The following is a 24365-nucleotide window of genomic DNA, read 5'->3' as shown; positions in this document are numbered from 1 at the left end:
ATAGGTAATGAAATAGACGATAGTGTCTAAACGAAGTAGGTAATTTATGCGTATTCGTCACCCTGCTGTAGCTGGTCGATTTTATAGCCAGTCTCAAGTGCAACTTCAACAGCAATTAACAAACTGGTTATCGGAAAAATCGCACTTTGAGCAGTCTATACGCGCTTTAATTGTCCCCCATGCTGGGTATGCATTTTCGGGTGAAGTAGCAGCAAAGGCTTACCAATACCTTGGTGAACTGGCAAATAAAATTAATAAAGTTATTTTGATTGGTCCAAGCCACCGCCATTATTTCAAAGGATGTGCATTACCGGCTGCGGATTATTTCGAGACACCGTTAGGAAAAGTACGAATTGACACACAATCTATTGAAAAACTCCGCGAAATAGAAGATATTGAAGTATCGGAACAGGTACATGCTTTAGAGCATTGTCTTGAAGTACAGTTACCTTTCCTCCAAGCATGTTTGCATGATTTTACTCTAATACCACTGATAACCAGTAATGTGTCACCCGCGAAAGTAGCAACGCTAATCGATACATTATGGCAAGGTGACAACTGTTTACTGATAATAAGCAGTGATCTTAGCCATTTTCATTCCTACTCAGAAGCACAAACAATCGATAATCATACGTGCTCTCTGATTGAACGTTACGAGCCATCACTCACGCCAGAACAAGCCTGTGGCTCAACAGGGATCAATACACTGCTATTAATGGCTAAAAAAAGAGGGTATCAGCTTACTCGAACAGCATTAATCAACTCTGGTGATACCGTTGCCGGAGATAAGGAGAGAGTCGTAGGATATGTCAGCTATCTTATATCAGAGCCTGAATAAAGGTGAATTAACCCAATTATTGGATATTGCGCGTGAAGCGATTCGCAGTCACTTTTCGACGGGTATACCAAAACTGCCGCAGCTTGATTTATATGGAAAAAAACTATTGCAACCGGGTGCCTGTTTCGTCACTCTAAAAGTTGATGGTCAGCTTCAAGGCTGTTTAGGTACAACAGCCGCTCACTCTCCTTTAGTCCTTGAAGTACACAATAAAGCGCGTGCTAGTGCCTATCAAGACCGTCGCTTTATGCCTTTAACCGAAGAGCAACTTGATAACTTAAATATTGAAATTTCTGTACTATCGCAACCACAGCCACTCTCGATCCAATCAGAACAAGAACTGATTGATTACCTCGAAAAGAATAAAGTGGGTGTGATTTTATCGGATAAATACCAGCAGGCTCTGTTCTTACCACAAGTATGGGAAAGCCTTCCAAAACCAGTAGATTTCATTCGCCAACTAAAAATAAAAGCGGGATGGAACACGGTATATTGGTCGCCAACGATGCAGGTAAAAACCTTTAAGGTTAATAGTATCAGCGGTCGATACTATTAATAAAAAGTCAGCAACGTATTTACATCACCAGTTATGACTTACTCTCTCAAATTATAAAGCCCTGCTCAGCAGGGCTTTATTGCAATTATTTTATTTTTTCACCAGCCCATATGGAATACTGGTAAACATTTCTGGCTGGTGTGTAATGGTTGGCACTTCCTTCGCACCTTTCCAATCCAATAACATAATCGCCAAGACATTTCGGTGTTCGCCGTCGACTAAGTCTGTACTGCCGTTTGTCGCAGGTACCATACCCGCCTTACGATCAATTGACTGTTGAATGGCCTTTCGCATTTTCTCGACAACAGGATCACTTTCTAAATCTGCGAGCAAAAAATTAATACCAACCTCGGCTAATACATCTTCTTTTGAACGTGCAAGAATGGCATCAACGTTGTTACGGTAATAATCATAAATCCATTGGTAGTCTGCTTCATTTACCGTGTGTTGGTAATATTCAGCAGCCGCAAATATAATATGAGTCATCCCATATATTTTATTCATGAATTGCTGATCGGTTAATTGAGCATCTTGATCATCTGGGTATGCTAATTTAAATGCTTCAATAAATTCAGAGACGACATTTTGCTCTCCCAATTGTTTGAGCCAGTAGACTTGATTTGCTAATTGAGCCGCCCAAGCACGGATCATATCGGGATCCGTCGCATAGGCTTTGAAATCGTAACGGCGAATAATTTGGCGAAGCTTTTCATCTTCTCGATGCTTTAGTTCATATTCATTAGCTCTCGCCATTGAGCCCAATAGATCGACACCTAGATACAGGTACTCAGGCTTATCGATCGTCGCTTCATACCTCATGTCACTTCTTACATCTTTTTTCTTATCATAATTCGCAATTCTACTTGCTGAGTAAGTGCTAATTTGTGCAGGCGTATGTACTTCAGTCGTAAAATAGTTCAGTCGGCTAGCTACTCTGGCCATATCAGCCCAAATAGCAGCTTGGTACTTACTATCTTGAGTTTGGCGATACATTCTTAATCCATAGTGCCCCATTTTAAATGCGGGTAATGTATAAAGCTGAGGCTCAAACGTACTTCTAATCAATGCGGCATCTTGCTGATAACTTGGTAAAACGCTGGCTGATTCGTTTTCGCCTGCGGCGATTGCTGGCGAGACTGCAGCCAGCAATAGTCCACATGACAGCAACATATTCCGTGTTTCTTTTTTCAACCACATCACCGATATCCTTATATTCTTTAAGTGCATAATTATGCTAGCAAAGATATGATATATAAAGTCAGGGCATAGTTAAATAATTGTACGGAATGTTAAGTTAATTCTGCTGTCTTTAGGGCGCCTTGTTTTGGGGACACAATGCTGCCAGTGGCTTTGTAGTGAGCCAGCCATCACCAGCAGTGAACCATGTGATAGTGTAAACTCTCGCTTTTCATTGGTAGTGGTGTGCTTCAAAACAAATCGTCTTTCTTCACCTAAATTAACTGAAGCAATAAGTGGGTTCTCACCTAATTCGGGCTCATTATCTTGATGCCACCCCATATAGTCGCAACCATCTCGGTATTTATTTGCCAGCACCGAGTTAAATTGAACCTTCAGTAAACGGTTTAATTTATCCCGAATTTCGACTAACTCCGCCGTCCACGGATCTGGGTGCATGGTTAAGCCGGAATAACGATATGTCGCATCACCACACCATGCTTGTAAGCGTGGCTGCATAACGCTACGACCATACATAGAAATAGGCTTTTGTTGCCATTGCAGAGTATTATCAAGTCGACGATATAACCTGTCTGCATCTTGCAGCGTTAACCAATGCCGCGACCAAAAAAGCCTTCCATCACGTACCGATTGCCAGCCTTCTTGATCGTTTGCAGTTTCACGAAACAGATCAGGTTCATTATTTCCCAGCAACTCTAACTGCCGCATATCGCTCCTATTGACGGTTACACTTAGTGGCGATCATCTATTGGCATCCAGTCTTGATGATCGGGGCCAACATAATCGGCACTGGGTCGAATAATACGATTATGATCGCGTTGTTCAAACACATGAGCAGCCCAACCAGTAACCCGGCTCATAACAAAGATCGGCGTAAAGAGCTTGGTCGGGATCCCCATAAAGTGATAAGCCGAGGCATGAAAAAAATCCGCATTACAAAACAAATTCTTCTCGCGCTTCATCACAGATTCAACACGATCAGAGATAGCATATAGATAAGACGCATCAGCTTGATGGGACAGCTTTTCCGACCAGACTTTGATTAATGCATTACGTGGGTCTGATTCTCGATAAATCGCATGACCAAACCCCATGATTTTATCTTTGTTTGCCAACATTTCCATGATGCCAGTTTCAGCTTCATCTGGGGTCTGCCACTGCGCTATCATTTCCATCGCGGCTTCATTCGCGCCACCATGTAATGGCCCACGCAGTGTTCCAATCGCCGCACCGATGCAAGAATATATATCGGAGAGTGTCGAGGCACAAACTCTTGCTGCAAACGTCGAGGCGTTAAATTCATGCTCTGCGTACAGAATTAATGAGCAATGCATCACTTGCTTATGTAACTCTGACGGTGACTCTCCCGTCAGCATTTTCAGAAAATAGCCACCGAGACTGTCTTGATCACAATAGGTTTCAATCTTAATCCCATGGTGACTATAGCGATACCAATAACAAATAATGGCAGGCAGCAATGCTAGCAATCGGTCTGCTTTGTCGTATTCTTCTGAAAAGCCATGCTCTTGCTCTAGGTTACCTAACATTGAACAACCTGTCCGCATCACATCCATTGGGTGAGCGTCTGCCGGAATTTGCTCTAATACAACTTTAAGCGCTAACGGTAAACCACGGTATGAGATCAATGTTGTTTTATAAGCCGCTAATTCTGCTCTTGTTGGCAACTTCCCCTTTAACAGCAAGTAAGCGACTTCTTCAAATTCTGCATGTTCCGCAAGATCGGAAATATCATAACCACGATAGGTTAAACCTGTGCCTGTTTTCCCTACCGTACAAAGTGCCGTAGCTCCCGCCGTCTGGCCTCGTAACCCTTCACCACACAACTTGTCGCTACCCTCTGACCTCAATGAATCTGACATCTCAAACTCCCTGTTTTGCTTCTCTGTATCAAAAGCTTAGGCTAGAAAGTCTGTAGCAACCATGTCACCAGCTATAATATCCTGCTACCACACGCGTTTTATCTCACCTAAAAGCTAACATCGACACTCACCATACGATGATCGCTACCCGCCTGCGGTCGTTCACGACCTTTATCATCGGTAATGAGGTATCGTAAGGGATCTTTTTTATCCGGCCAAAACACGCTTGACTGCAGTACCGTTAAATTTGCTGACGGTATTACATAATCAAGCCTTAAGCCTGAAATATGTGTCCATTCACTCGCGCGCCCTTTGCGTGGAAGCCAAGGGCGTAAGAAACGGCCGCCAAGACTTTTTGGTGTCATTCGACCGGAAGCGACGGAACGGTTAACACGAGGGTGCATAAGCAACTGCTGAATCGCAGGCTTCATACCATCGCCATCCACACGATCTGCATTTAAATCACCAACAATGACAAAGTGCTGATCTGGAGGTAAACCACCAGTTTGTCCACGGTCATCAACCAGATGCTCTGCATCATCAAGAATCGCTTTTACCAACATCAGCTCATCGTGATTGCGTCTAACATTACGCTTTTCTTCACCATCAAATACCGGTGGCGTTGGATGGCAACACACCAAATTCAGGGAGTGATCATCAATCATAATCGGTATGACGAGGTGGTTTTTAGACGACAAACGAAGCGCCTGTGACGCCGCGGTACTGTAATAATTTGGTGGCATTTTATGATTAGGAAAATCTTGCCACAACAGTGCCTGCCAACTACGAATATTGGTTTCATCAATCGGGTAACGCGACAAAATCACAAATCCGAAATGACCATGGTGCTCACCGAAACCTTGCGCATCATTCGGTAGGGTTATTACACCATCACCATCTAAATCATACTCAGATCGTAGCCCTGTATTGGTCGGCGGACAATAACGATAAGGGTAATGTATGGGTTGTTGGTTATGTTGAGACACCGCTAAGTAATGACGACAAAAATCAGCCAAGGCACCATCATCACCACCATCTCCAGGGTGGTCGAACTCACACAACATCAATACATCAGGCTGTTGGTGCTGAATAATGGCAGCAAGCTTTGAAAACCGTGCATCAGATTGGGACGCCACCTGCTGCCGAATCTCTCCTGAGCGGGGGGATGACATTGAAACATTAAACACCGCAACCCGGAATGATGTCGGTAACGGTGTCGCACTGTGAGTGGTAATAGACTGAGTTTGCAAGAAAAGTATCCTAAGCAAGGTATATGTGCAAAGTATACCTTGCCACCAATACGGAAGAAATGAGCAACTACTTTTGATTAGTAAGCATCTCTGATAAGTAAGAATCTAAGGGAAGCTACTCATCACGACACATTTATTGCTTAAACATTTATTCCATTAATTGGCGAATCGCTTTTCTGATTTGCTTTGCATCTGATTCGGCTCGGTGTTTTGCAGGACCAAGATCAGCCATTGTTTGTTGAAAATGCGCTCGTGCAATACCATTTTCTTGCAATAGCCACAGTCCTACTTCGGTGAGCGTAAACGATGGTCGCATATGTGCAGCGTGATATAGCCGCCCCAGCCAGAATAAGTCCCACTGACTATCGCAAAATACCTGTTCATACTGCCCTAATATCGAATTCAGGTGTTGGCACACTTCGACAACCTGCATACCATTATGGTGCAGTTCTTGACGTGAAATTTGGTGAATTTCCTGCTCGGCGTAATCATCCCAATGTTGCCAAACATCACTCGCTGTTAGAGGGTTGATAAGTAGACTATGCCCTGTGCCGTCCGGCAACGAATAACCGACTTCAATTGGGTAAGATTGGTCAGAAAGACCAGATGCTTCAAAATCCAGAGTTGCCCACATTGCACTCTCCCTGATGTGGTAATAGTGATCTGTTATTCAGAACTACGACTTCCTGTCTTAAATACGCTGAACAGCAGAGATGCAAAATTTTGCTGCACCTAAATTGTTAATAGCAGATGCAACTGAACTACACAATAAATGTAGCTTGAATCATGAGCTAGGATGAAAAATATTTAATGCCACTCACTTTTAATACACTTCACCTTTAAATAGCTATGGTATTAGCAACCTATTCCATTAAACTTTACGCTGACAATCACAGACTCAGTTAACGCGATAATGACCCCTATTCTTGGTTTTGCTGGCTACAGCGGTTCAGGTAAAACAACTTTATTAGAACTACTTATTCCCATCTTAAAACAACATGGCTTGCGTATTGGCCTGATCAAACATAGCCACCATAGTATTGACCCTGATAAACCAGGGAAAGACAGTTATCGCTTGCGTCATGCTGGCTGCGCTCAAACATTGCTGGCAACAAAAGAGCGACATGTGCTCTACTTCGAGTACCCAGAGCCAGAGCGCGAAGAACCAGAGCTTCAGGCATGCATAGACCAGCTTGATCATCGCCAATTAGATTTAATCATTGTTGAGGGATTCCGAGAGGAAAACATCCCAAAAATTGAGGTGCACCGACCTAGTTATGGCAAACCTTTACTGCACCCTATAGACAGTTTCATTATTGCCTTTGCCACCGATGGCGAACACCTAAATAACTGCGCTATACCGCAACTCGATTTAAATCAACCAACTGAAATTGCCGCGTTTATTCAACACTGGCTCAAGTCAGTGAATAATGATAATGCTTAAATAAAGACAGATATAAAAAAGACGAGGTATTGAGCCTCGTCTTTTTTGAGTCATAAAATGCTAATGATAAACATTGTTTACACTTTAAATAGCCCAACCACCGGCATAAAACAACACCAATACGATTGCAATAATAACAGTACCAATATTTAAACGCTTGTACTCACCAGAGACCACACGTCCAATAACCAAAGATGCAAAGCCCAACATAATACCAGTCACAATATTACCAGTTAAAACGATAAACACTGCACACATTAGGCCCGATAAAGCATCTACGGAATCCGACATATCAAGCTTGCTGACATTACTCATCATTAGCAAACCTACATACATTAATGCCGGAGCCGTCGCATAAGCAGGTACCAAATAACTCACTGGCGCAAGGAACAACATTAACAAAAAGAGGCCACCAACCACTGTTGCAGTCAAGCCTGTTTTGCCACCCGCCGCAGTACCTGCTGCCGATTCGATATACACCGCAGCTGGTGCACCGCCAACAAAACCTGCAAAAATGCTACTTACTGAGTCTGATGTCAGCGCCTTGCCACCATCGATAATTTGCCCATCTTTATCTAATAAGTTAGCTTGTCCGGCAACGGCTCGAATGGTTCCTGTTGCATCGAAGATTGCCGTCATAACCAAGGCTAAAACACTTGGAATAACAATAGGATTAAGTGCTCCCATGATATCCATAGTACCTAATAATGATTCGCCTTCACCACCAAATGATGGCATTGCAAATAGTCCTTGGTAGGTTACATTCGGGTCGAAAATTAAACCAAATGTCGAGATAGCAATAATCACCAGTAAAATACCACCCGGTACGCGTCGCTTCTCCAAACCGAATATTGCAGCCAAACCAATCGTCGACATAATGACAGGTAAAGACGTAAACTCACCTAGTGCAACTGGCAACCCTTCATGTGGGTTTTGCACCACCATTCCGACGCCATTTGCTGCTATCAGCAATAAAAATAACCCAATACCAATACCAGTACCGTGAGCGATACCATATGGCAGGTTAGTTAATATCCACTGCCGTACTCCTGTGACTGTGATAGCAGTAAACACCACCCCCATCAAAAACACTGCCCCAAGCGCAACAGGAATACTGATCCCCTGCCCAAGCACCAAACTAAATGCAGTAAACGCGGTGAGTGAAATCGCACAACCAATCGCCATTGGCAAGTTCGCCCACAACCCCATTAATAACGAGCCAAATGCTGCGACTAAACAGGTTGCTATAAATACAGAACCAGGATTAAACCCTGCCGCCCCTAACATGCTCGGGACAACGATAACCGAATAGACCATCGCGAGGAATGTTGTTAAGCCAGCAACGAGCTCTTGCCTAACCGTACTTCCACGCTGTGTAATTTTAAAATACCCATCCAACCCGCTTCTTCGGGGTGCGTCTTCTGCTACAACGGTAGATTCATTGTGAATCGAACTATTTTCAGACATGATGTGATTCCTTGTAAGATTTGACGCCAGGCTTTTGCCTGCTCGCCTTGAAAAATGTTGAGCGTCCTCTCAACCCGCCCCACAGCAATCGTTTGCTTTTTTGGGGCTGTAATTTGTCATCTCATTACTGACTTCAAATGCAAGCACCCCAGTTACGGTGAACCCGTTAGTATCTGTCATGTAATACTCAGAACTGGGGCCAGGTAAATTGGCGGCGATTATACGCGCCACTCACCCGTTATTGCTAAAAACTTATTTTCCACTAATCCACTACTCACCCACGCTCATATACTAAGCGGCCATCGACATAAGTACGGTAAATACATCGGTCGTCACCCAGAGTCATCAACATAAAGAGTTTCTCTGACAAACCTTTTGAGCTATCGTATCGCAGCTGTTGTAACGGTGTAGAGCAGGGATCAAGTATTACGAAATCAGCTTCTTTGCCTACGTCGAAATTACCGATTTGATGATCAAGCGATAAGGATTTTGCTCCCCCTAGGGTCGCAAGATAAAACGCTTCATAAGCCGATAGGCGATGTTGTTGCAACTGCATCACCTTGTAGGCTTCATTTAACGTTTGCAGCATATTAAACGTGGTACCAGCACCAATATCGGTGCCCATACCGACCTTAATATTACGTTTCCACGCTTCCTGTAATTTGAATAGCCCGCTACCAAGGTACAAGTTAGACGTTGGGCAAAATGCCACCGCAGAATCCGTTTCTTGCAAACAATCCCACTCTTTGTCTTCTAAGTGGATACAGTGGGCAAAAACACTTTTGTCCCCTGTTAAGCCATGATGATGATAAACATCTAAATAACCATCTTGTTCGGGATACAGCTCTTTCACCCACGCGATCTCATTCTTGTTTTCACACAGGTGAGTATGGAGGTAAGTATCTGGGTATTCTTGCTTTAAGCGCCCAGCTAAAGCTAGTTGCTCAGGTGTAGAGGTAGGTGCAAAGCGTGGCGTAATAGCGTAAAGCAAACGGCCTCGATTATGCCACTTATCAATCAATGTTTTCGTTTCGGTATAACTGGTTTCTGCCGTATCAAGTAAGTATTCAGGCGCATTACGATCCATCATCACCTTACCGGCAATCAGGCGCATGTTAATTTTCTCTGCTTCTTCAAACAAAGCGTCTACAGATTCTGGATGAACGGTGCCAAATACCAATGCCGTCGTTGTACCATTTCGTAATAATTGTTTGATAAAGAAGGTCGACATTTCACGCGAATAATCTTTGTCTTTGTATCTCGCTTCAGTTGGGAAAGTATAGTTATTCAACCACTCAAGAAGCTGCTCACCATAGGCTCCTACCATTTCAGCTTGCGGATAATGAATGTGGGTATCAATAAATCCCGGCATTACAATTTTGCCCGGATAACTGCGAATGCGAACTGAAGCAGGGATCTTATCTTTGCCCTCTTCCCAAGGACCAACCCACTCGATATGGCCATCATCAATCAGCATTAATCCATCTTCGATAAAACGGATATGCTGTTCGATGTCCTCCGGCTTATCAACTACCTGTGCAATATCTAATATTGATGCTCGAATTGCTTTAATTGACTGGGTATATTCCATAATTACCTCAAATTTTCTACGTCTATCAGGTTTAAAGCCGCGGCAAATAATGTAGGGGCGTGCCACTTCCCAATGACGTGATATATTTTATGTTGTGTTCTGATTCGTCGTTAATTCTCTTGCTGGCTTGCTTGTTTTGTTTCTTCTTCTGCTAGTGCTTTATCACAAGCCTCACACTCTTTAATTTGTTCTTTTAAAGCCTCACGCTTATCTTTCGCGCTTTCGGCTTCATCGGCACGGTTAATACCTAATACAAAGTTCAAACTAAGCGCCACCAAAGACCCTGTAGTGATCCCTGAACCTAGAATGACCTGTATGGAACTTGGCATATACGTTAATATCTCAGGGCGAACGGTAACAGCCATGCCGGTGGCAACCCCCACAGCAATGATCAGCATGTTACGTTTGGTAAAGTTGATTCGTGACAAAATGCCAATCCCTGCTGAAATGATCATCGCGAACATCACAAGGCCAGCACCACCGAGTACTGGTGAAGGAATGGTAACCACCAAACCACCGAATTTGGGAAACATGCCAGCAAACAGCATAATGACACCCGTTACAGCTACCACATGACGACTAGCTACCCCGGTAATCGATACAATACCGACATTTTGGCTGAATGATGAAAATGGCGTAGCACCAAAGACTGAAGCAAGGGCACTCCCTAACCCATCACATAGAATGCCTTTGGACAGTTTTTTACCTGTTAATTTGGTATGAGTTGCATCGCTTAGTGCTAGGAAGTCTCCTGTTGATTCCATAATGGTCACTAAATAGGCTATCGACATCCCTATGATCCCACTCACGGTAAATGTTAAGCCAAATGGCAGCACCTCAGGCAGAGAGAAGAATTTTGCCTCTTTCACTGGCGTGAAATCGACAATCCCCATCAACATCGCAACGAGATAGCCAACCATCATGCCTAGCACTATAGCTGCAGCAGAGATCAACCCTGTGCCGACCTGAGATAATACAATGACGACCACTAGCACCAACAAACCCAACATCAAGTTATTGAGTTGCCCGTATTCTTCTTGGCCGACAAATCCACCAGCTAGCCAATCGACAGAAACAGGTAGAATTGTTAAACCAATTAAAACGACCACCGTGCCAGAAACAACGGGAGGGAAAAGCTTACGGATCTGGGGCATAAAACGGCTACCGATGATCATTACCAGCGAGCCAACTAGGGACGCGCCAAAAATACCGGAAATACCTGCATCTAATCCAATCGAAATCGAAATAGCGACAAAAGTAAAACTTGTCCCCATCACAACGGGTAAGCGGATCCCAACAGGGCCTACGCCTTTACACTGAATTATCGTAACTACGCCCGATACCATCAGAGCAGCATTAACCAAAATCACCATTTGATCGGTAGGTAAACCAATAGCACTGCCCACCACCAAAGGCACAGCAATAATTGCGCCCATCGCTGCCAACATATGTTGCAAGGCAAGTAAAATTGATGCCCCTACAGGGGGCTTGTCTTCGACGTTATAAAACAGCTTCATTTCAATACCATCCATTACTAATTTTGGACGCGTAATGAATCGATAACCTAGCCAGAAAACCTTAGGGCCTATTCAGTCCAATCGTCACCGATTTAAACTGCTGCCATCCCTGTATATTACTGTGGCTTTACGCCACCTAACTAGCCAAGCTAAAACGGCTCATTCGCAAATGAAAGCGGTCACTTCCCATCCCCTGAAAGTGACCGCTCACAAATCGCTAGAGCTTATTGAGTCCACGTAGGACTTTTTCTGGCGTAAAGTGCCAATCACGAAGCCACACCCCACATGCATCATGTATTGCAGAGGCAATCGCTGGTGCCGCTCCGTTTACCCCAATTTCCGATATTGACTTCGCCCCATAAGGGCCAACCGGATCGTCGCTCGGCACGAGCACAGCCTTGAAGTCACGAGGTATGTCACCGATCATTGGTGCGCCGTAACTCTTCAGATCGCGAGTTAACGGTATACCGTTATCGTCATAAACCAGCTCTTCAGTCAAACTGTGACCAATGGCTCGCATGCTAGCCCCGTAGATTTGTCCGAGAGCTAAATCGGGATTCACAGGCGTACCACAATCGAGTAAAGCGTGGAATTTATCGAGTCGAATTTCACCTGTACGCGTATTTACAGCAACTTCGGCAAAGTTTGCCCCATAAGGAAAAGCAAACTCGGATGTAATAAAGCAGCCCGAGGCCAGCAGTTGGCCCCAGCCAGTGCCGCTTTCAGCTTTATGCGCAATATCGAAGAAACTGACTGTCCCAGACTGACCAACAACAATGCCAGGTGCTGCCAGCTTAACCTCGTCAACAGGCTCACCTAGCATTTCAGCTCCACATTTAAGGATTTTCTCTCGCATTGCTTCAGCAGCACGTTTGGCTGCATTACCCGAGAAGCACGTTCCCGACGATGCATAGGCGCCTTTATCAAACGGCGCATGATCAGTATCACCAGAGTGAACGGTAATATCGTCCATCGGGCAACAAAGCACTTCTGCGGTCAATTTACTGATAACTGTATCTAAGCCGGTACCGATATCAGCGCCACCAGAGTGAACAATAAAGGTGCCATCTGATGCCATTTTTATCCGACAGTTAGCCTGGTCAATGTCAGGGATCCCTGACTTCTGCTGAATAATGGCAACACCACGCCCGACCTTCCAATCACCTTTCACTGGTTTTGGCGTGTCCCATTCAATTAATTTTCGCCCTTCGCGTAGAATTGGCTCCAGAGCACAACTATGCACTTTGGGCGCACTAGCTGGCATCTTGCCTTCACCAATGGCAGCAAGTATTTTCAGTTCTTGGCCTTCAACCACACGGTTCTTCTCAACCATATCAAGGTGGTCGATGCCTAACTCTTCGGCGAGTTCAGCCATTGCCATGGTTAAGGCAAAGTTCCCCTTCGGCGCACCGTAACCTTGATAGGCACCTGTTGGACAGATATTGGAATAATAAGTCGTCACTCGGAAATCAACGTTATCACACGGGTAAAGCGGTAATGACAAAGCAGGACCATTACTCGGTACCGTTAACGCGTGGTTGCCATATGGACCTGTATTTGCACGGAATTCCATATCAATCGCAGTTAATTTGCCGTCTTTCGTCGCGCCTAACTTAACCGTTACTTTCGCCACATGGCGAGTTGAATTAGAGATGAACTCTTCTTCACGGGTATGATGAAAATAGACTGGGCGTCCGGTTGTCCATGTTGCCCATGCACAAACGTCTTCAAGTAAAATATCTTGCTTAGAGCCATAACCGCCGCCAACACGTTCTTTAACGATATGAACTTTGTTTTGCTTAATGCCAAGGATTTTTGCTACCTGACGACGCACATGCCATGGCACCTGAGTTGAGTCATGCATGACAATTCGATCACCATCCATATAGCTATAACAAATATGCGTTTCAACCGGCAGCTGCTGTACCTGCTTTGACTCGTAAGTGCGTTCAATAACTACATCAGCTTCAGCAAACCCTTTTGCCAAATCACCAATATGGCCACGAACACTGGCAGCAATATTCTTACGCGGGAAACAACCGATAGGAAAGTTAACGATTAATTTTCCTTCACGGGGATCTGCATTAAGGTTCTGCAACTCCAGATCATCAGGCGCACCTACACCGTACTCAATGGGCTCGTTGTGAACAATCGGCGCATTTTTCGCCATAGCTTGATCAATGGTTATAACAGGCTCAAGTACATCATACTCGACCGATATCAAACTCAATGCCTGCTCAGCAATCTCTGGGCTCTCTGCCACCACGGCCGCAACGCGATCGCCAACATGCCGCATCTTTTGACCGAACATACGACGATCCAGTGGCGAAGGCTCTGGTGCGCTTTGTCCTCCAGGGGTATAAGGGATATCGGGACAATTTCGGTAAGTAATCACAGCCACAACACCCGCTAGAGCCTCGGCTTTCGAGACATCTAAATGCGTGATCCACGCATGTGGATGTGGGCTACGCAGCATCTTTATCACACAGGCATTCGCTGGGATACGGTCTTCTACATAGCAAGGTTTTGCCTGTACCATTTTTGCTGAATCAATTTTCGGGCAATTTTTGCCGACGATATTCAAGTCATCACGAAACTCTGGTGCAAACTGCTGTTTGTAATCCGGATCAGATAAACGTTTTGTTGCCAGAGCCACGACATCATAGAATTGTTGGTAACCTGCATCTCGGCTAAATAACCCAGAAATGGCATCGTCGATTTCATCACGGGTCGGAGTTGGGTTCACCTCAAGTAACTGAGTTAAGATCAAAGCCAATGCAGGATCGTTATACCCTGACTGCACCACACCGACATCAATCATCGCCTGTTGTACTAAGCTCAATTGATTCCAACGACCAAGTGACTCAGCCGTTTTCACTTCTGCACCTTCTAATTGCGCGGCAATGAGCAATGAGGCATTCACAAGAGTATCATTTAGCAAAATGACATCAGAGCCGGCAAAGCCAAAACCATCATCACTATTTCGCACCGAATGAAAACCCATACCGTGTAGTAGTGTTTGTACATTCTCGCCTAGTCGGCAGAATAGCGTTTGTGGTCGGCCATTAAGGATAAATTGGATAGTCATGCTTAAGCCTCCTGTGCCAACTGCTGGCATTCCATCATCAAATCCGTGACCACGATCCCAGCGATATAGCGCTTATACTCAACACTGCCGCATAAATCAGCAACGGGGTATATTGCATCTGCAACAGCCTGCTCCAGAAGTTCACCTTTCAGATCTTGCCCTTCTACATCGCGCAAGCGAATCGGCTGAGCGGCGCCGTTTTTCAATGGTGCGACTCCATCAAGGGCGATAACCTTATTTCCTGACCTATCAACTGAAACTGCAGCTGTTACAACCGCTAGCCCTGCCGCGGATCGTGTTAGGTTATAACCAATACAGCTCAATGTGACGTCTGGAATAATCACTTCCGTAATTAACTCTCGCACTTCCTGCTGCAGATAAACTTCTGTAGAAACCTGTTGACCATCAGCCAGGAGTAATTCGGCCTGCATAGCCATCAAGCAAGGAACAAGTACCGCTTCAGGTTGGCGTGCAGCTATTTCACCACCAAGCGTCGCTTGATTGCGGATATGACGAGAATAAATAAAAGCAGCAGACTGCTTAATCGCAGCGGGAACCAGTTCATGCTCAATTAGCTGCTGAATACGGCACATCGCACCAATATGGAGGCTATTACCTTGTTGTTTGACATCGGATAAGTCCAGCTTGGACAACGCTATAGCGACGGTGCAATCAGATTTAGTTGGGGTAGCGTTGATCTTCGAGCCACCTGCAAACCAAATGGCTTCATCACCATACTGTTGCATCAACTCAAGTGCCTGCTTGGGCGTATCAGGCGTTAAATATTGCTCAATCATTTTAATACCTTTTAGAACTCTGGTTATCTGAACATTCCTACATCGCATTCAATCAACTTGATGCTGGAGCGTATTTGATCGATCTGAAAACGTTGTTGAATCTAAAAAAGGCAACAATTAAGCCAAGCTTACCTATTGGCTTAAGCGATAGAGCTAACCGTGAACACGATCAGAAATTAAACCGAATATGCGATCTACATCATCAGCTTGGTCACACTATTTTCACCCTCGTCGAGGCAAAAAAATTTCTTTATTTTTTATCTCTCATACAGTCAGCTATTTTCTATCAAAATAATATTTTTACTATCAATATGATATTGATAGTTCTTCTGGTTTTTACACGCTAGCTGAAAATAACAAAGGGGCTTTCGCCCCTTAACTCAGATAAATATATGCCATTTTATCCTTGTGCTGATATATCACACAACCAACGTCTTAAGAGATTAAGCGATACTTGATACCGATAATTAGCAGTCGAACGTTGATCATCTATTGGCCGAATGATCTCTCGATAACAATCGGTAACCTGCGCGAGAAAAGCAGGCTTTGCTAATACTTCGAGCCGTTGACCCACAACCATCGATTCAAGTTCAGCACTTCGGATCACAGTAGGGCCAACCGCGCCAAAGGCAACCCGCCAATCAGCTATCACAGCCTTACTTTCCTGCGTTTTTGAAACCTTTGCCAAGCCCGCAACTGAAAGCTTTGCAAGTGCATTTGCCGCTCGAGTTCCCACTTTATGGTAAAAAGTCACTGGTAAGTCAGTGCACGGAATAACAATATGACTAAGCATTTCATCAGGCATCAAACTCGTTAGCCCCGGTGCTTGAATAAATTCCGCTAACGGGATATCACGCTGTCCCCTAATGGAGGATAGGATAACCCGTGCATTAAGCAGATATAGGGCGGGGAGTGAGTCGGCAGCTGGTGAAGCATTACAAATATTACCAGCAAGGGTCGCGCGGTTTCGTAAAGCTGGTGCCGCTATACCAGCCACGCTTTGCTGCAACACATCAGGTACCAACGGATGATGCTCAAGATCCGCCAATACGACACCAGCGCCAATAAACAAAGCTTTACCCGCATGTAACGCCATTGTTGATTGACTATCAGTAAAATACTCAGACACCATAATATGTTTCAGCTCATCAATTGCATCAACAAACACAACATCATGGTTAAAACGTGAGGTCATTCCTGCTCTTACGGCATGGCGTACCATCAAATCTGTTCCGCCAGCAAAAACAGTGTGCTCACCAACAGCTAGCTTATCTAACACTTGCTCCAATGAGTCGGGGCGATAAACGTTTACCATAACCCCTCTCCTCTTTTAGCCGCTATTTTCGCAGCATCAACAATCATACCGTAACCAGTACAGCGACATAAGTTACCCGAAATTGCAGTACGAATTGTCAGTTCATCTGGATTGGAATTTACTTCAAGTAGGACATATAAAGCCAATACCATTCCGGGGCTACAAAAACCACACTGTACGCCCTTAGCCTCCAACAAGGCATTTATGACACATTGGCCTTTTTCAGTTTGACGTAAGCCTTCAAGTGTCGTGACGTCTCCCCCTTCTACTTGGGCAATCGGCATCATGCATGCATTAACTAACCGGCCATTGAACAGCACCGAACACGCACCACACTCACCCTCACCACACCCTTCCTTGGTTGCAGTTTGCGACATTTCATGACGTAGCGTATGCAAGAGTGACTGCATCGGATCACAGTCAACGCTGATCAACTGCTCATTTAAGAAAAACTCAATTTTCATTGTAATCCCCTTGCTCACTGCGCTGATAAAGTGCTTCGCAGATTTTTTCTGGGGTAACCGGAATTGATGACAATGGGATGCTGATCGCATTCTCAACCGCAGCGGCAAAAGCAGCAGCGCCACCATTATGGGTTAACTCGCCGCCCCCCTTTGCACCATTGGGACCATAAGGGTATGGGTTATCGACCAACTCACTTTGTATGCTTGGCACATCCAACGCTGTAGGAATAACATAATCAGCCATAGTGCGCTGAGCGAACGTTCCATCAAGTGTCAACTCAAGCTTCTCGCAGCTGCCATAACCCAGAGCTTGTACCAAGCCTCCATCTATTTGGCCTTTGAAAATCATGGGGTCGATGGCCCTGCCTACATCATAAACAGCCCAAGCCCCAACAATATCGGTTTCACCAGTATCGACATCGACTTCAACCTCAACCATGTTCATACCATAACTGGTCGCTTGATAAGCATTCCCCTGATAGGTATTCTGATCCCATTGGTGATACTCGGGCTTGCAATAAGTTTGCACAATTTCTTGTTTTTCGCCGTCTTTCCATGATCTTTTCAGCTTTTTTGCGGCTTTTTCGATAAGGTATCCCACGATGAGAATTGAACGTGATGCTACCGTTGGCCCTGAGTCGGGAACAACAGCGGTATCTGGTACTGCAAGTTGAATGGTTATCAGCGGTTTTTCTAGCGTTTCAGCGACAATTTTACGAAAAGTCAGGCTAAGTCCCTGACCAATGTCGGTATTTGAGGCAAGGATCTGCACGTTCCCATCGGCATGCTTAATCAATTTGAGCTTGGCTCGCACTAGCGTGTCTTCTAAATCACCAGCAAAACCACAACCATGCTGAAAAATTGCCACGCCGATGCCACGTTGCTTACTCGATTTAGGCCCACTCACGCCGTTACGAGCTTTTGCTTGATAAATTTCGGCTATTTTGCGGCGATAATCCGACATATCTAACAAACGTGTCAGCATTTGGTCTAACACCAAATCCCCAAATACATCTGCTCCTGTCAGTGTTTTTGACGATGATGTAAGGAAGTGACGTTGCTTGAAGGTGATTGGGTCTTCACCCAATTGCTTGGCAACATGATTAATGTGGGTCTCCATACCAAAACATGTTTGAGGAGAGCCAAAGCCACGAAATGCGCCAGTAGGCACGGTATTTGTCGTCCACGCATGGCCTTCAACCCGTACATTTGGAATGTCATAAACATTAGTTGCAGTGGTGATAGAACGTTGCAGCACAATACCGGATAAGCTCAGGTAAGCCCCCGAATTAATATCAAATCGGATATCCATTGCAACAATATTGCCCGACGCGTCAATACCGGTTTTATAGTGGAGTGTCACAGGGTGGCGTTTTGATGTTGTCGCAATATCTTCACCCCGTTCGAAGATAATTCGTATTGGTTGTTGCAGTTGTTCAACAGCAACTGCCAAAGGAGCCGCTAACACATCAGGGAAATCTTCTTTGCCACCAAAGCCGCCTCCTGTCGGGCACTGTATTGCTCTGACCTTATCGTGGCCAAGTACAACTGCCATCGTGTGATGTACATACCAAGGACATTGCATCGAGCCTTCTAAAACAATTTTTCCATCACTTGGATAACAAACAGCGCCTTGAGTTTCGAGGTAGATATGCTCTTGATAACTCGTTGAGCAAATTTCTTCAATTACCGTTACTGCTTGCTCAAACCCTACATCAATATTGCCCCGGTATAAGACATGATGATCAAGTACATTATCTTTCCCATGAATAGCACCATCGAGCGCCGCTTTAGACTGCTCTATCGTATATGCAGGGGTGAGTGGCAGGTATTCAATGTCAATAAGCCCGAGTAACCGCTCTAGCTCATCGGGGTCGGGGCCAACCAACAGATATATAACCTGACCAACAAACCGTACTTCTTGCTCCGCAAATGCTGGCCAGTCAATTTCAACAATTGGCAGCACATTCTGTCCGGGTACATCTTCAGCCCCGAACAGGTGATAGCCATCAGGTAGCGATGGCAAAGAAACCGACTTTATATGCCCTCGAGGGCAAGAAGAGCGGTAAAACCGCCCTTCTAATAGTCCCTCGTAATGGCGGTCGGCAATATACTTAGCGTTACCAGTGGCTTCGTCCCACTTAAACGTCGTATTTACCGTATCCATAATGAGTTCTCACATCAATCGAGTCTATCCATGGTCTTCCAAAGACGCTGTGCGACTTTGCTAGCTTCGGCATATATCGGTGCAATATCGAATGGGAAATTGCGATCTTCATACACAAAGCGACCATCAACAACCACGCTATTGACGTTGCCAGCATTAAAGCCAAAGGCAATATGACCTGGCAGATTGTCGGCGACGAATGGCGTTGGGCTGGTATAATCCAGAACAGTTAAATCCGCTTTATTACCTGCGTCTAGGCGACCAAATTTCGCGCCAAAGTTACGCGCTAGGATCTCATTGCCATTCCACAAGTGACGTAAGAAACTATCAGGCCATAATGGACCACCTGAATCACGGTGTTTGAAGAAAGCAAACTTGAGTTCTTCAAACATGTCAGCTCCAATACCATCAGTGCCTAAAGCGACATTCTTGAAGCGCATAAGTTTATCGTTATAACCAACGTTATTGTTCATATTAGAGCGAGAGTTATGTACTAAGAAGCCATCTTTAGCATTCAAAATCGCAATATCTTTTTCCGATAAGAACAAGCCATGAGCAAGCAAGGTTTTCTCGTTAATCAAACCGAAACTATCTAAGCGCTCAACAATATCTTGATTGTAATGATGATGGCTGTGGGTTACATCATAGCGATCTTCAGCTACATGGACATGAATACCACGTCCTGTCGCCTGTACCGCTTCTGCCATCATCGCTAACCCTTCATTGGTCACCGTAAACGGAGCATGTGCTCCAATATGAGACTCGACTAAATACGGTTCTTCACCTTTCTCTTTCGCACTATCGATTAGCTGAGCGAAGGCAATGTTCTCTTCAACCCCTGCCATCATTTCTTTCGCACCACCGTTACGATCGGTTGTTTCGTAGCAAGTCATGCCGCGTAAGCCTGCTTTCAAGAAACCTTTACGTAATGTATTGAGCGAACCTGCAACATAATTAGGCGAAGCATGGTGATCTATCACTGATGAACAACCTGACTTAATGGCTTCCAGTGAGCAGATCAAGCCACTGTAGTACACTGCTTCTTCATCTAGCGCCCTATCCATTCGCCACCATAGATTTTTCAAAATCGAGATGAAGTCAGGGCTAGGTTTAATATCTGCCATAATCCCGCGGGCCAATCCCGAGTAGAAATGGTTATGGGAACAAACCATGCCCGGCATCACAAGCTTGCCCTTCATATCCTTCACTTCGGCTTCTGGATACTTAGCTGATAAGTTAGCGCCAACTTCCTTTATAATGCTGCCATCTGTCACGATATCAACGTTTTCTTTGATAAGCGCAGGCTCATACTGTACTGCTGTTGCATTCTTAAGTAATAACATTCCGTTGCTCCTTACCTATACCTCTACCTTACCAAGCAGGTAGTTATGGTTAGCGATTACATAGTTAATGATGGTGGCTTCGTCAGCTAATGCTTCAGGCATTTCAACCACACCTTCATCGATTCTGAAAGCGTGTATACCACCCTGTGTACGTACCAACACTTCATCACCTTCCACAAAGAAACCAACATTGGTGCTATGGCTAAAATCTTCACGTAAATTAAACAACGTGAACTTATCTTTGTACGGTTTGCTATCCCATGGACAGAACTGAGCACAGTTGCCGCACTCGTTACAGTAAGCATCAAGGTGTAGCGTCTGGAATTGGTCTTTGAAACCAGGGATCGGCAGTGAAATATTGGCACGGTTCGGGCAAACATCAACGCACTTGCTACAGATGTATGAGCACTCTAAACATCGATTTGACTCTTGCTCAATAAAGCTGTCGCGATCAGCCTCTTCTAGCTTGCTTGCTTCAATTAACTTAACTTGAATATCCCCTTTTCGGGCATAAATCGAATCAGCTGTAACCTGTGATACCACCTCAGGGACTTCATCATGTTGGGCTTCACGGGCAAGTATTGTTGTTGCCGCTTTACGTCCACCGGAAATAGCTGAAACAATGGATGATGGACCGGTTTGGACATCGCCCATCAGAAATACGTTTTCGACGGTAGTCTCACCTGTTTTTTTGTTAACCTCAGGCCAACCATCGCTACCCATTGGGATACCCATTTGGGTCAATACGCCACGGTTAGTTTGCTCACCTACAGCAGTGATAAGTGAATCGACTTGCAGTTCAATGGTTTTTTCAGTCGCAACAGGGCGACAACGGCCCTGAGCGTCAGGCTCTCCTAGCTCCATAACACGCGCGACTAAGCTGCCATCAGTATTAAACTGCTCAGGATTGGTCAAGAACATAAACTGCACGCCATCCTCAACTGCTTCTTCATACTCTTCTTTGTAAGCAGGCATTTCGGCGATAGTACGACGATAAAGAATGGTGACTTTTTCAACGCCGTTAACTTTCAATGCTGCACGCGCACTGTCCATAGCGGTATTACCTGCACCGGCAACAGCAACATGCTGACCAAGCTCTAGCTTTTCACCATCATTAAAGCTTCTTAAAAATTCGAGCGACTTATAAACACGGGTGTTTTCGCCAGCCAATGACATTGGATTACCTTTGTCAGCACCTATTCCCAAGCAGACATATTTGAAGCCACTTGATTTAAGCGTACTCACTGTCATATTCGGGTTACAGCCGTATTCGATATGGACACCATGGTCACTAACAAACTTAATATCATGCTCAATGGCTTCAGCCGGAATGCGGAATTGCGGGATAATATTTTTCACCACGCCACCCGCATTGTGCTCTTTTTCAAACACTGTCACTGGATGCCCTGCCCGTGCCATAAAGTAAGCAGCAGATAAACCAGCTGGCCCCGCCCCAATAACAGCGACAGGGTGCTTAGCCTTATCTAAATCTGGCTCATGCCACTTGGCCTTATAGCTTTCCCAGCCTTTCGCAAGAGCGATTTTTTTCATCTCACGAATATTCAATGCGCCTTCATAGTCACGACGAGTACAGTTGTACTGGCACTGGTGATCACAAATATGGCCTGTGATTGACGGTAAAGCATTACGCGAATAAATGACTTCTAGTGCCTCGGTATATTGGTGCTCACCCATTAGGCGCAAATACTCAGGTATATCTTGGCTTATTGGGCAAGCTGTCACACAAGGCGCAATGTAGCAATCTGTAAGCGGCACGGCTTTATGAACACTGATCTCTTCTGGTCCACGCCATTCTTTTTGGGTGTATTCCGCCACCAGTGATTTTTCAGCAAGCGCTTCAAGCTTCACAAGATCGACTTGCTGCATTCCCCACTTATCACTGACTTCCAGCTCTTTAGCACAGTCAGCTAAGCGGAGATACCCACCCGGCTTAAGCAGGTCAGTGGCCATGGTAATTGGACGAATACCGGTTTCAAAGATCTCGCGGATATTGAATTTACTCGCCCCGCCAGAATAGGAAATTGGTAGTGTGCCGTTAAATTCGCGGGRGAGTTCCAGTGCGACATTAATTGATAGAGGGAACAAGGCTCGGCCTGACATGTACATCTCTTTATCAGGTAAACGGCCTTTTTTATTCAGTGTACCGAGTGTATTGGTAAGCTTAACCCCAAAACCGATACCCTGTGCTTTACCCAAATCGACTAAGCGATGGAGCATTGCTTTAGCATCGTTGATTTGTAAGTCATGAGAGAAAGACTCTTCACTCAGTGCAACATAATCAAAGCCAGCATTGTCAAGAATGCTACGCACCCGCTCAAATCCTAGCAGGGTCGGATTAAGCTTAACGAAGGTGTTAATCCCCTTCTCTTCAATCATGTATTGGCAAATAGCTTCAATTTCATGCGGAGGGCAACCGTGCATGGTTGAAAGCGTCACACCTCTCGTTAACTGACTAGAAATCGTATCCGCCATGGTTAGTAATTCATCAACACGCTCAGCAAGATCAAATTGCTCGATAAATGCAGGGGCTTGAATGAAATTTTTCAGTTCATCAATATAACGTGAGAAGTCTGGGTGCTGACTTGAGTCCAGCATATCATCAATGTACTTCTGCATTGGGGCTGTTTTGATCCCTGATAGATCATACCCAACACTCATATTAAAGATAAATGACTTCTGCTCGCCATCGGCACAAGGAGCAAAGACTTCCTCTAGCAAATGCAGCGCAATCCAAGCCTTTAGGTATTCATCATAAGCTTTGATCAGTGTGAATTCAGTAGACCATTCAGTATTAAAACATTCATCTTCAGCATCAATACAGGGCTTGGCGATTTCAAGCGTATCCAGTTTCTGAACGGTTTTAAGTTCCATGAAACGGCCACCGGCCAACCACGATGCAATGATATTTTGCGCCAATTGTGTATGTGGGCCTGCGGCTGGACCAACAGGAGTTTCACAATACTCTCCCCATACCGATAAATTTTTGTGATTTTCTTTTCGGTAAAACTGCTTTGATGGAATTTCAAAAATCGACTGCTTCTGCTTATATTCACTAAAAACGCGATTTAGCAGCTCGCCGAACGGAACGGGGCGCATGATGTCTCCCATGATAGATCTCCTTGATGCTGTATTTTTGTTTTATATTTCACAGCCAGCACATTTCTTCGTGCATGCGTATTAAAATTAGGCTTGGAATATTCAGCCATTACTACAGCTAACAGCAACTAGTGCGCCAAATTTCATTTAATTTAATAAAAAGGATATTTTTGAAATTATTTTCGTGACCAATATCTTAATTCACTATTAGAATGTGATTCAGAGCAATCATATAAATAGACTTAGACACAGTTGTATCATTGAGTAAATGAGTATTATTACTAACTAAAAATTAACGTCTATCAATTTAATATAAGATTATCAGTTTGATAGG

General features: G+C 44.7%; 18 protein-coding genes. 3 read left to right on the top strand and 15 right to left on the bottom strand.

What is annotated here, in order from left to right:
• Positions 1-46: 46 nt before the first annotated feature.
• The gene (gene amrB, locus L4D09_RS08465; RefSeq protein WP_428457059.1) at positions 47-838 is read left to right on the top strand and encodes an AmmeMemoRadiSam system protein B; all 792 of its coding nucleotides are present in this window, start codon (positions 47-49) and stop codon (positions 836-838) included.
• Positions 807-1394, top strand: a complete 588-nt coding sequence (gene amrA, locus L4D09_RS08460) for an AmmeMemoRadiSam system protein A (RefSeq protein WP_428457058.1) — start codon at positions 807-809, stop codon at positions 1392-1394. The genes amrB and amrA overlap by 32 nt, the downstream gene beginning before the upstream one ends.
• A gap of 90 nt (positions 1395-1484) precedes the next feature.
• Here the strand turns inward: amrA and L4D09_RS08455 are convergent, their stop codons facing one another.
• The 5 genes from L4D09_RS08455 to L4D09_RS08435 all read right to left on the bottom strand — a co-directional run bounded on the left by L4D09_RS08455 (position 1485) and on the right by L4D09_RS08435 (position 6355).
• On the bottom strand, positions 1485-2591 hold the full coding sequence (locus L4D09_RS08455; RefSeq protein WP_428457057.1) for a DUF3541 domain-containing protein: 1107 nt from the start codon (positions 2589-2591) through the stop codon (positions 1485-1487).
• 72 nt (positions 2592-2663) lie between these two features.
• Positions 2664-3299 carry an alpha-ketoglutarate-dependent dioxygenase AlkB family protein gene (locus L4D09_RS08450; RefSeq protein ID WP_428457056.1) on the bottom strand — a complete coding sequence of 212 codons (636 nt, stop codon included), beginning with the start codon at positions 3297-3299 and terminating at the stop codon, positions 2664-2666.
• Positions 3300-3322: 23 nt separating this feature from the next.
• A complete protein-coding gene (prpC, locus tag L4D09_RS08445; protein ID WP_428457055.1) occupies positions 3323-4471 on the bottom strand; it encodes a bifunctional 2-methylcitrate synthase/citrate synthase in 1149 nt (382 codons plus the stop codon).
• A 107-nt stretch (positions 4472-4578) separates the two neighbouring features.
• On the bottom strand, positions 4579-5643 hold the full coding sequence (locus L4D09_RS08440; RefSeq protein ID WP_428457144.1) for an endonuclease/exonuclease/phosphatase family protein: 1065 nt from the start codon (positions 5641-5643) through the stop codon (positions 4579-4581).
• 226 nt (positions 5644-5869) lie between these two features.
• Positions 5870-6355, bottom strand: coding sequence for a hypothetical protein (locus L4D09_RS08435; protein ID WP_428457054.1), 486 nt, complete (start codon positions 6353-6355; stop codon positions 5870-5872).
• Positions 6356-6634: 279 nt separating this feature from the next.
• On the opposite strand from L4D09_RS08435, the gene mobB reads away from it, so the two are divergent.
• Complete coding sequence (gene mobB, locus L4D09_RS08430; RefSeq protein ID WP_428457053.1) at positions 6635-7165, top strand: molybdopterin-guanine dinucleotide biosynthesis protein B; 531 nt, start codon at positions 6635-6637, stop codon at positions 7163-7165.
• Positions 7166-7249: 84 nt separating this feature from the next.
• On the opposite strand, the gene L4D09_RS08425 is transcribed toward mobB, so the two are convergent.
• From L4D09_RS08425 to ygfK, 10 genes are all read right to left on the bottom strand, one after another.
• Complete coding sequence (locus L4D09_RS08425) at positions 7250-8632, bottom strand: NCS2 family permease (RefSeq protein WP_428457052.1); 1383 nt, start codon at positions 8630-8632, stop codon at positions 7250-7252.
• Positions 8633-8906: 274 nt separating this feature from the next.
• Positions 8907-10223: a guanine deaminase gene (gene guaD, locus L4D09_RS08420; RefSeq protein ID WP_428457051.1), complete on the bottom strand. Its 1317-nt coding sequence runs from the start codon at positions 10221-10223 to the stop codon at positions 8907-8909.
• 110 nt (positions 10224-10333) lie between these two features.
• Entirely contained in the window at positions 10334-11740 is a 1407-nt protein-coding gene (locus L4D09_RS08415; RefSeq protein WP_428457050.1) for a nucleobase:cation symporter-2 family protein, read from the bottom strand.
• A 217-nt stretch (positions 11741-11957) separates the two neighbouring features.
• On the bottom strand, positions 11958-14828 hold the full coding sequence (locus tag L4D09_RS08410) for a molybdopterin-dependent oxidoreductase Mo/Fe-S-binding subunit (protein WP_428457049.1): 2871 nt from the start codon (positions 14826-14828) through the stop codon (positions 11958-11960).
• A 2-nt stretch (positions 14829-14830) separates the two neighbouring features.
• On the bottom strand, positions 14831-15625 hold the full coding sequence (ygfM, locus tag L4D09_RS08405) for a molybdopterin-dependent oxidoreductase FAD-binding subunit (protein WP_428457048.1): 795 nt from the start codon (positions 15623-15625) through the stop codon (positions 14831-14833).
• Between the two features lie 400 nt (positions 15626-16025).
• Complete coding sequence (locus tag L4D09_RS08400; protein ID WP_428457047.1) at positions 16026-16940, bottom strand: FAD binding domain-containing protein; 915 nt, start codon at positions 16938-16940, stop codon at positions 16026-16028.
• Positions 16934-17404, bottom strand: coding sequence for a (2Fe-2S)-binding protein (locus L4D09_RS08395; RefSeq protein ID WP_428457046.1), 471 nt, complete (start codon positions 17402-17404; stop codon positions 16934-16936). Before L4D09_RS08395 ends, L4D09_RS08400 begins: the two co-directional genes overlap by 7 nt.
• Positions 17394-19571 (bottom strand): xanthine dehydrogenase family protein molybdopterin-binding subunit, encoded by a 2178-nt coding sequence (locus tag L4D09_RS08390; protein WP_428457045.1) that lies wholly within the window; start codon positions 19569-19571, stop codon positions 17394-17396. Before L4D09_RS08390 ends, L4D09_RS08395 begins: the two co-directional genes overlap by 11 nt.
• Positions 19572-19585: 14 nt before the next feature.
• The gene (gene ssnA, locus L4D09_RS08385; protein WP_428457044.1) at positions 19586-20914 is read right to left on the bottom strand and encodes a putative aminohydrolase SsnA; all 1329 of its coding nucleotides are present in this window, start codon (positions 20912-20914) and stop codon (positions 19586-19588) included.
• Between the two features lie 15 nt (positions 20915-20929).
• A complete protein-coding gene (ygfK, locus tag L4D09_RS08380) occupies positions 20930-24043 on the bottom strand; it encodes a putative selenate reductase subunit YgfK (protein WP_428457043.1) in 3114 nt (1037 codons plus the stop codon).
• Positions 24044-24365: the final 322 nt, after the last annotated feature.

Origin of the sequence: Photobacterium makurazakiensis, from assembly GCF_050336715.1 — a bacterium.
Lineage (GTDB): Bacteria > Pseudomonadota > Gammaproteobacteria > Enterobacterales > Vibrionaceae > Photobacterium > Photobacterium makurazakiensis.
This window is presented reverse-complemented; position numbering and strand designations above follow the sequence as displayed.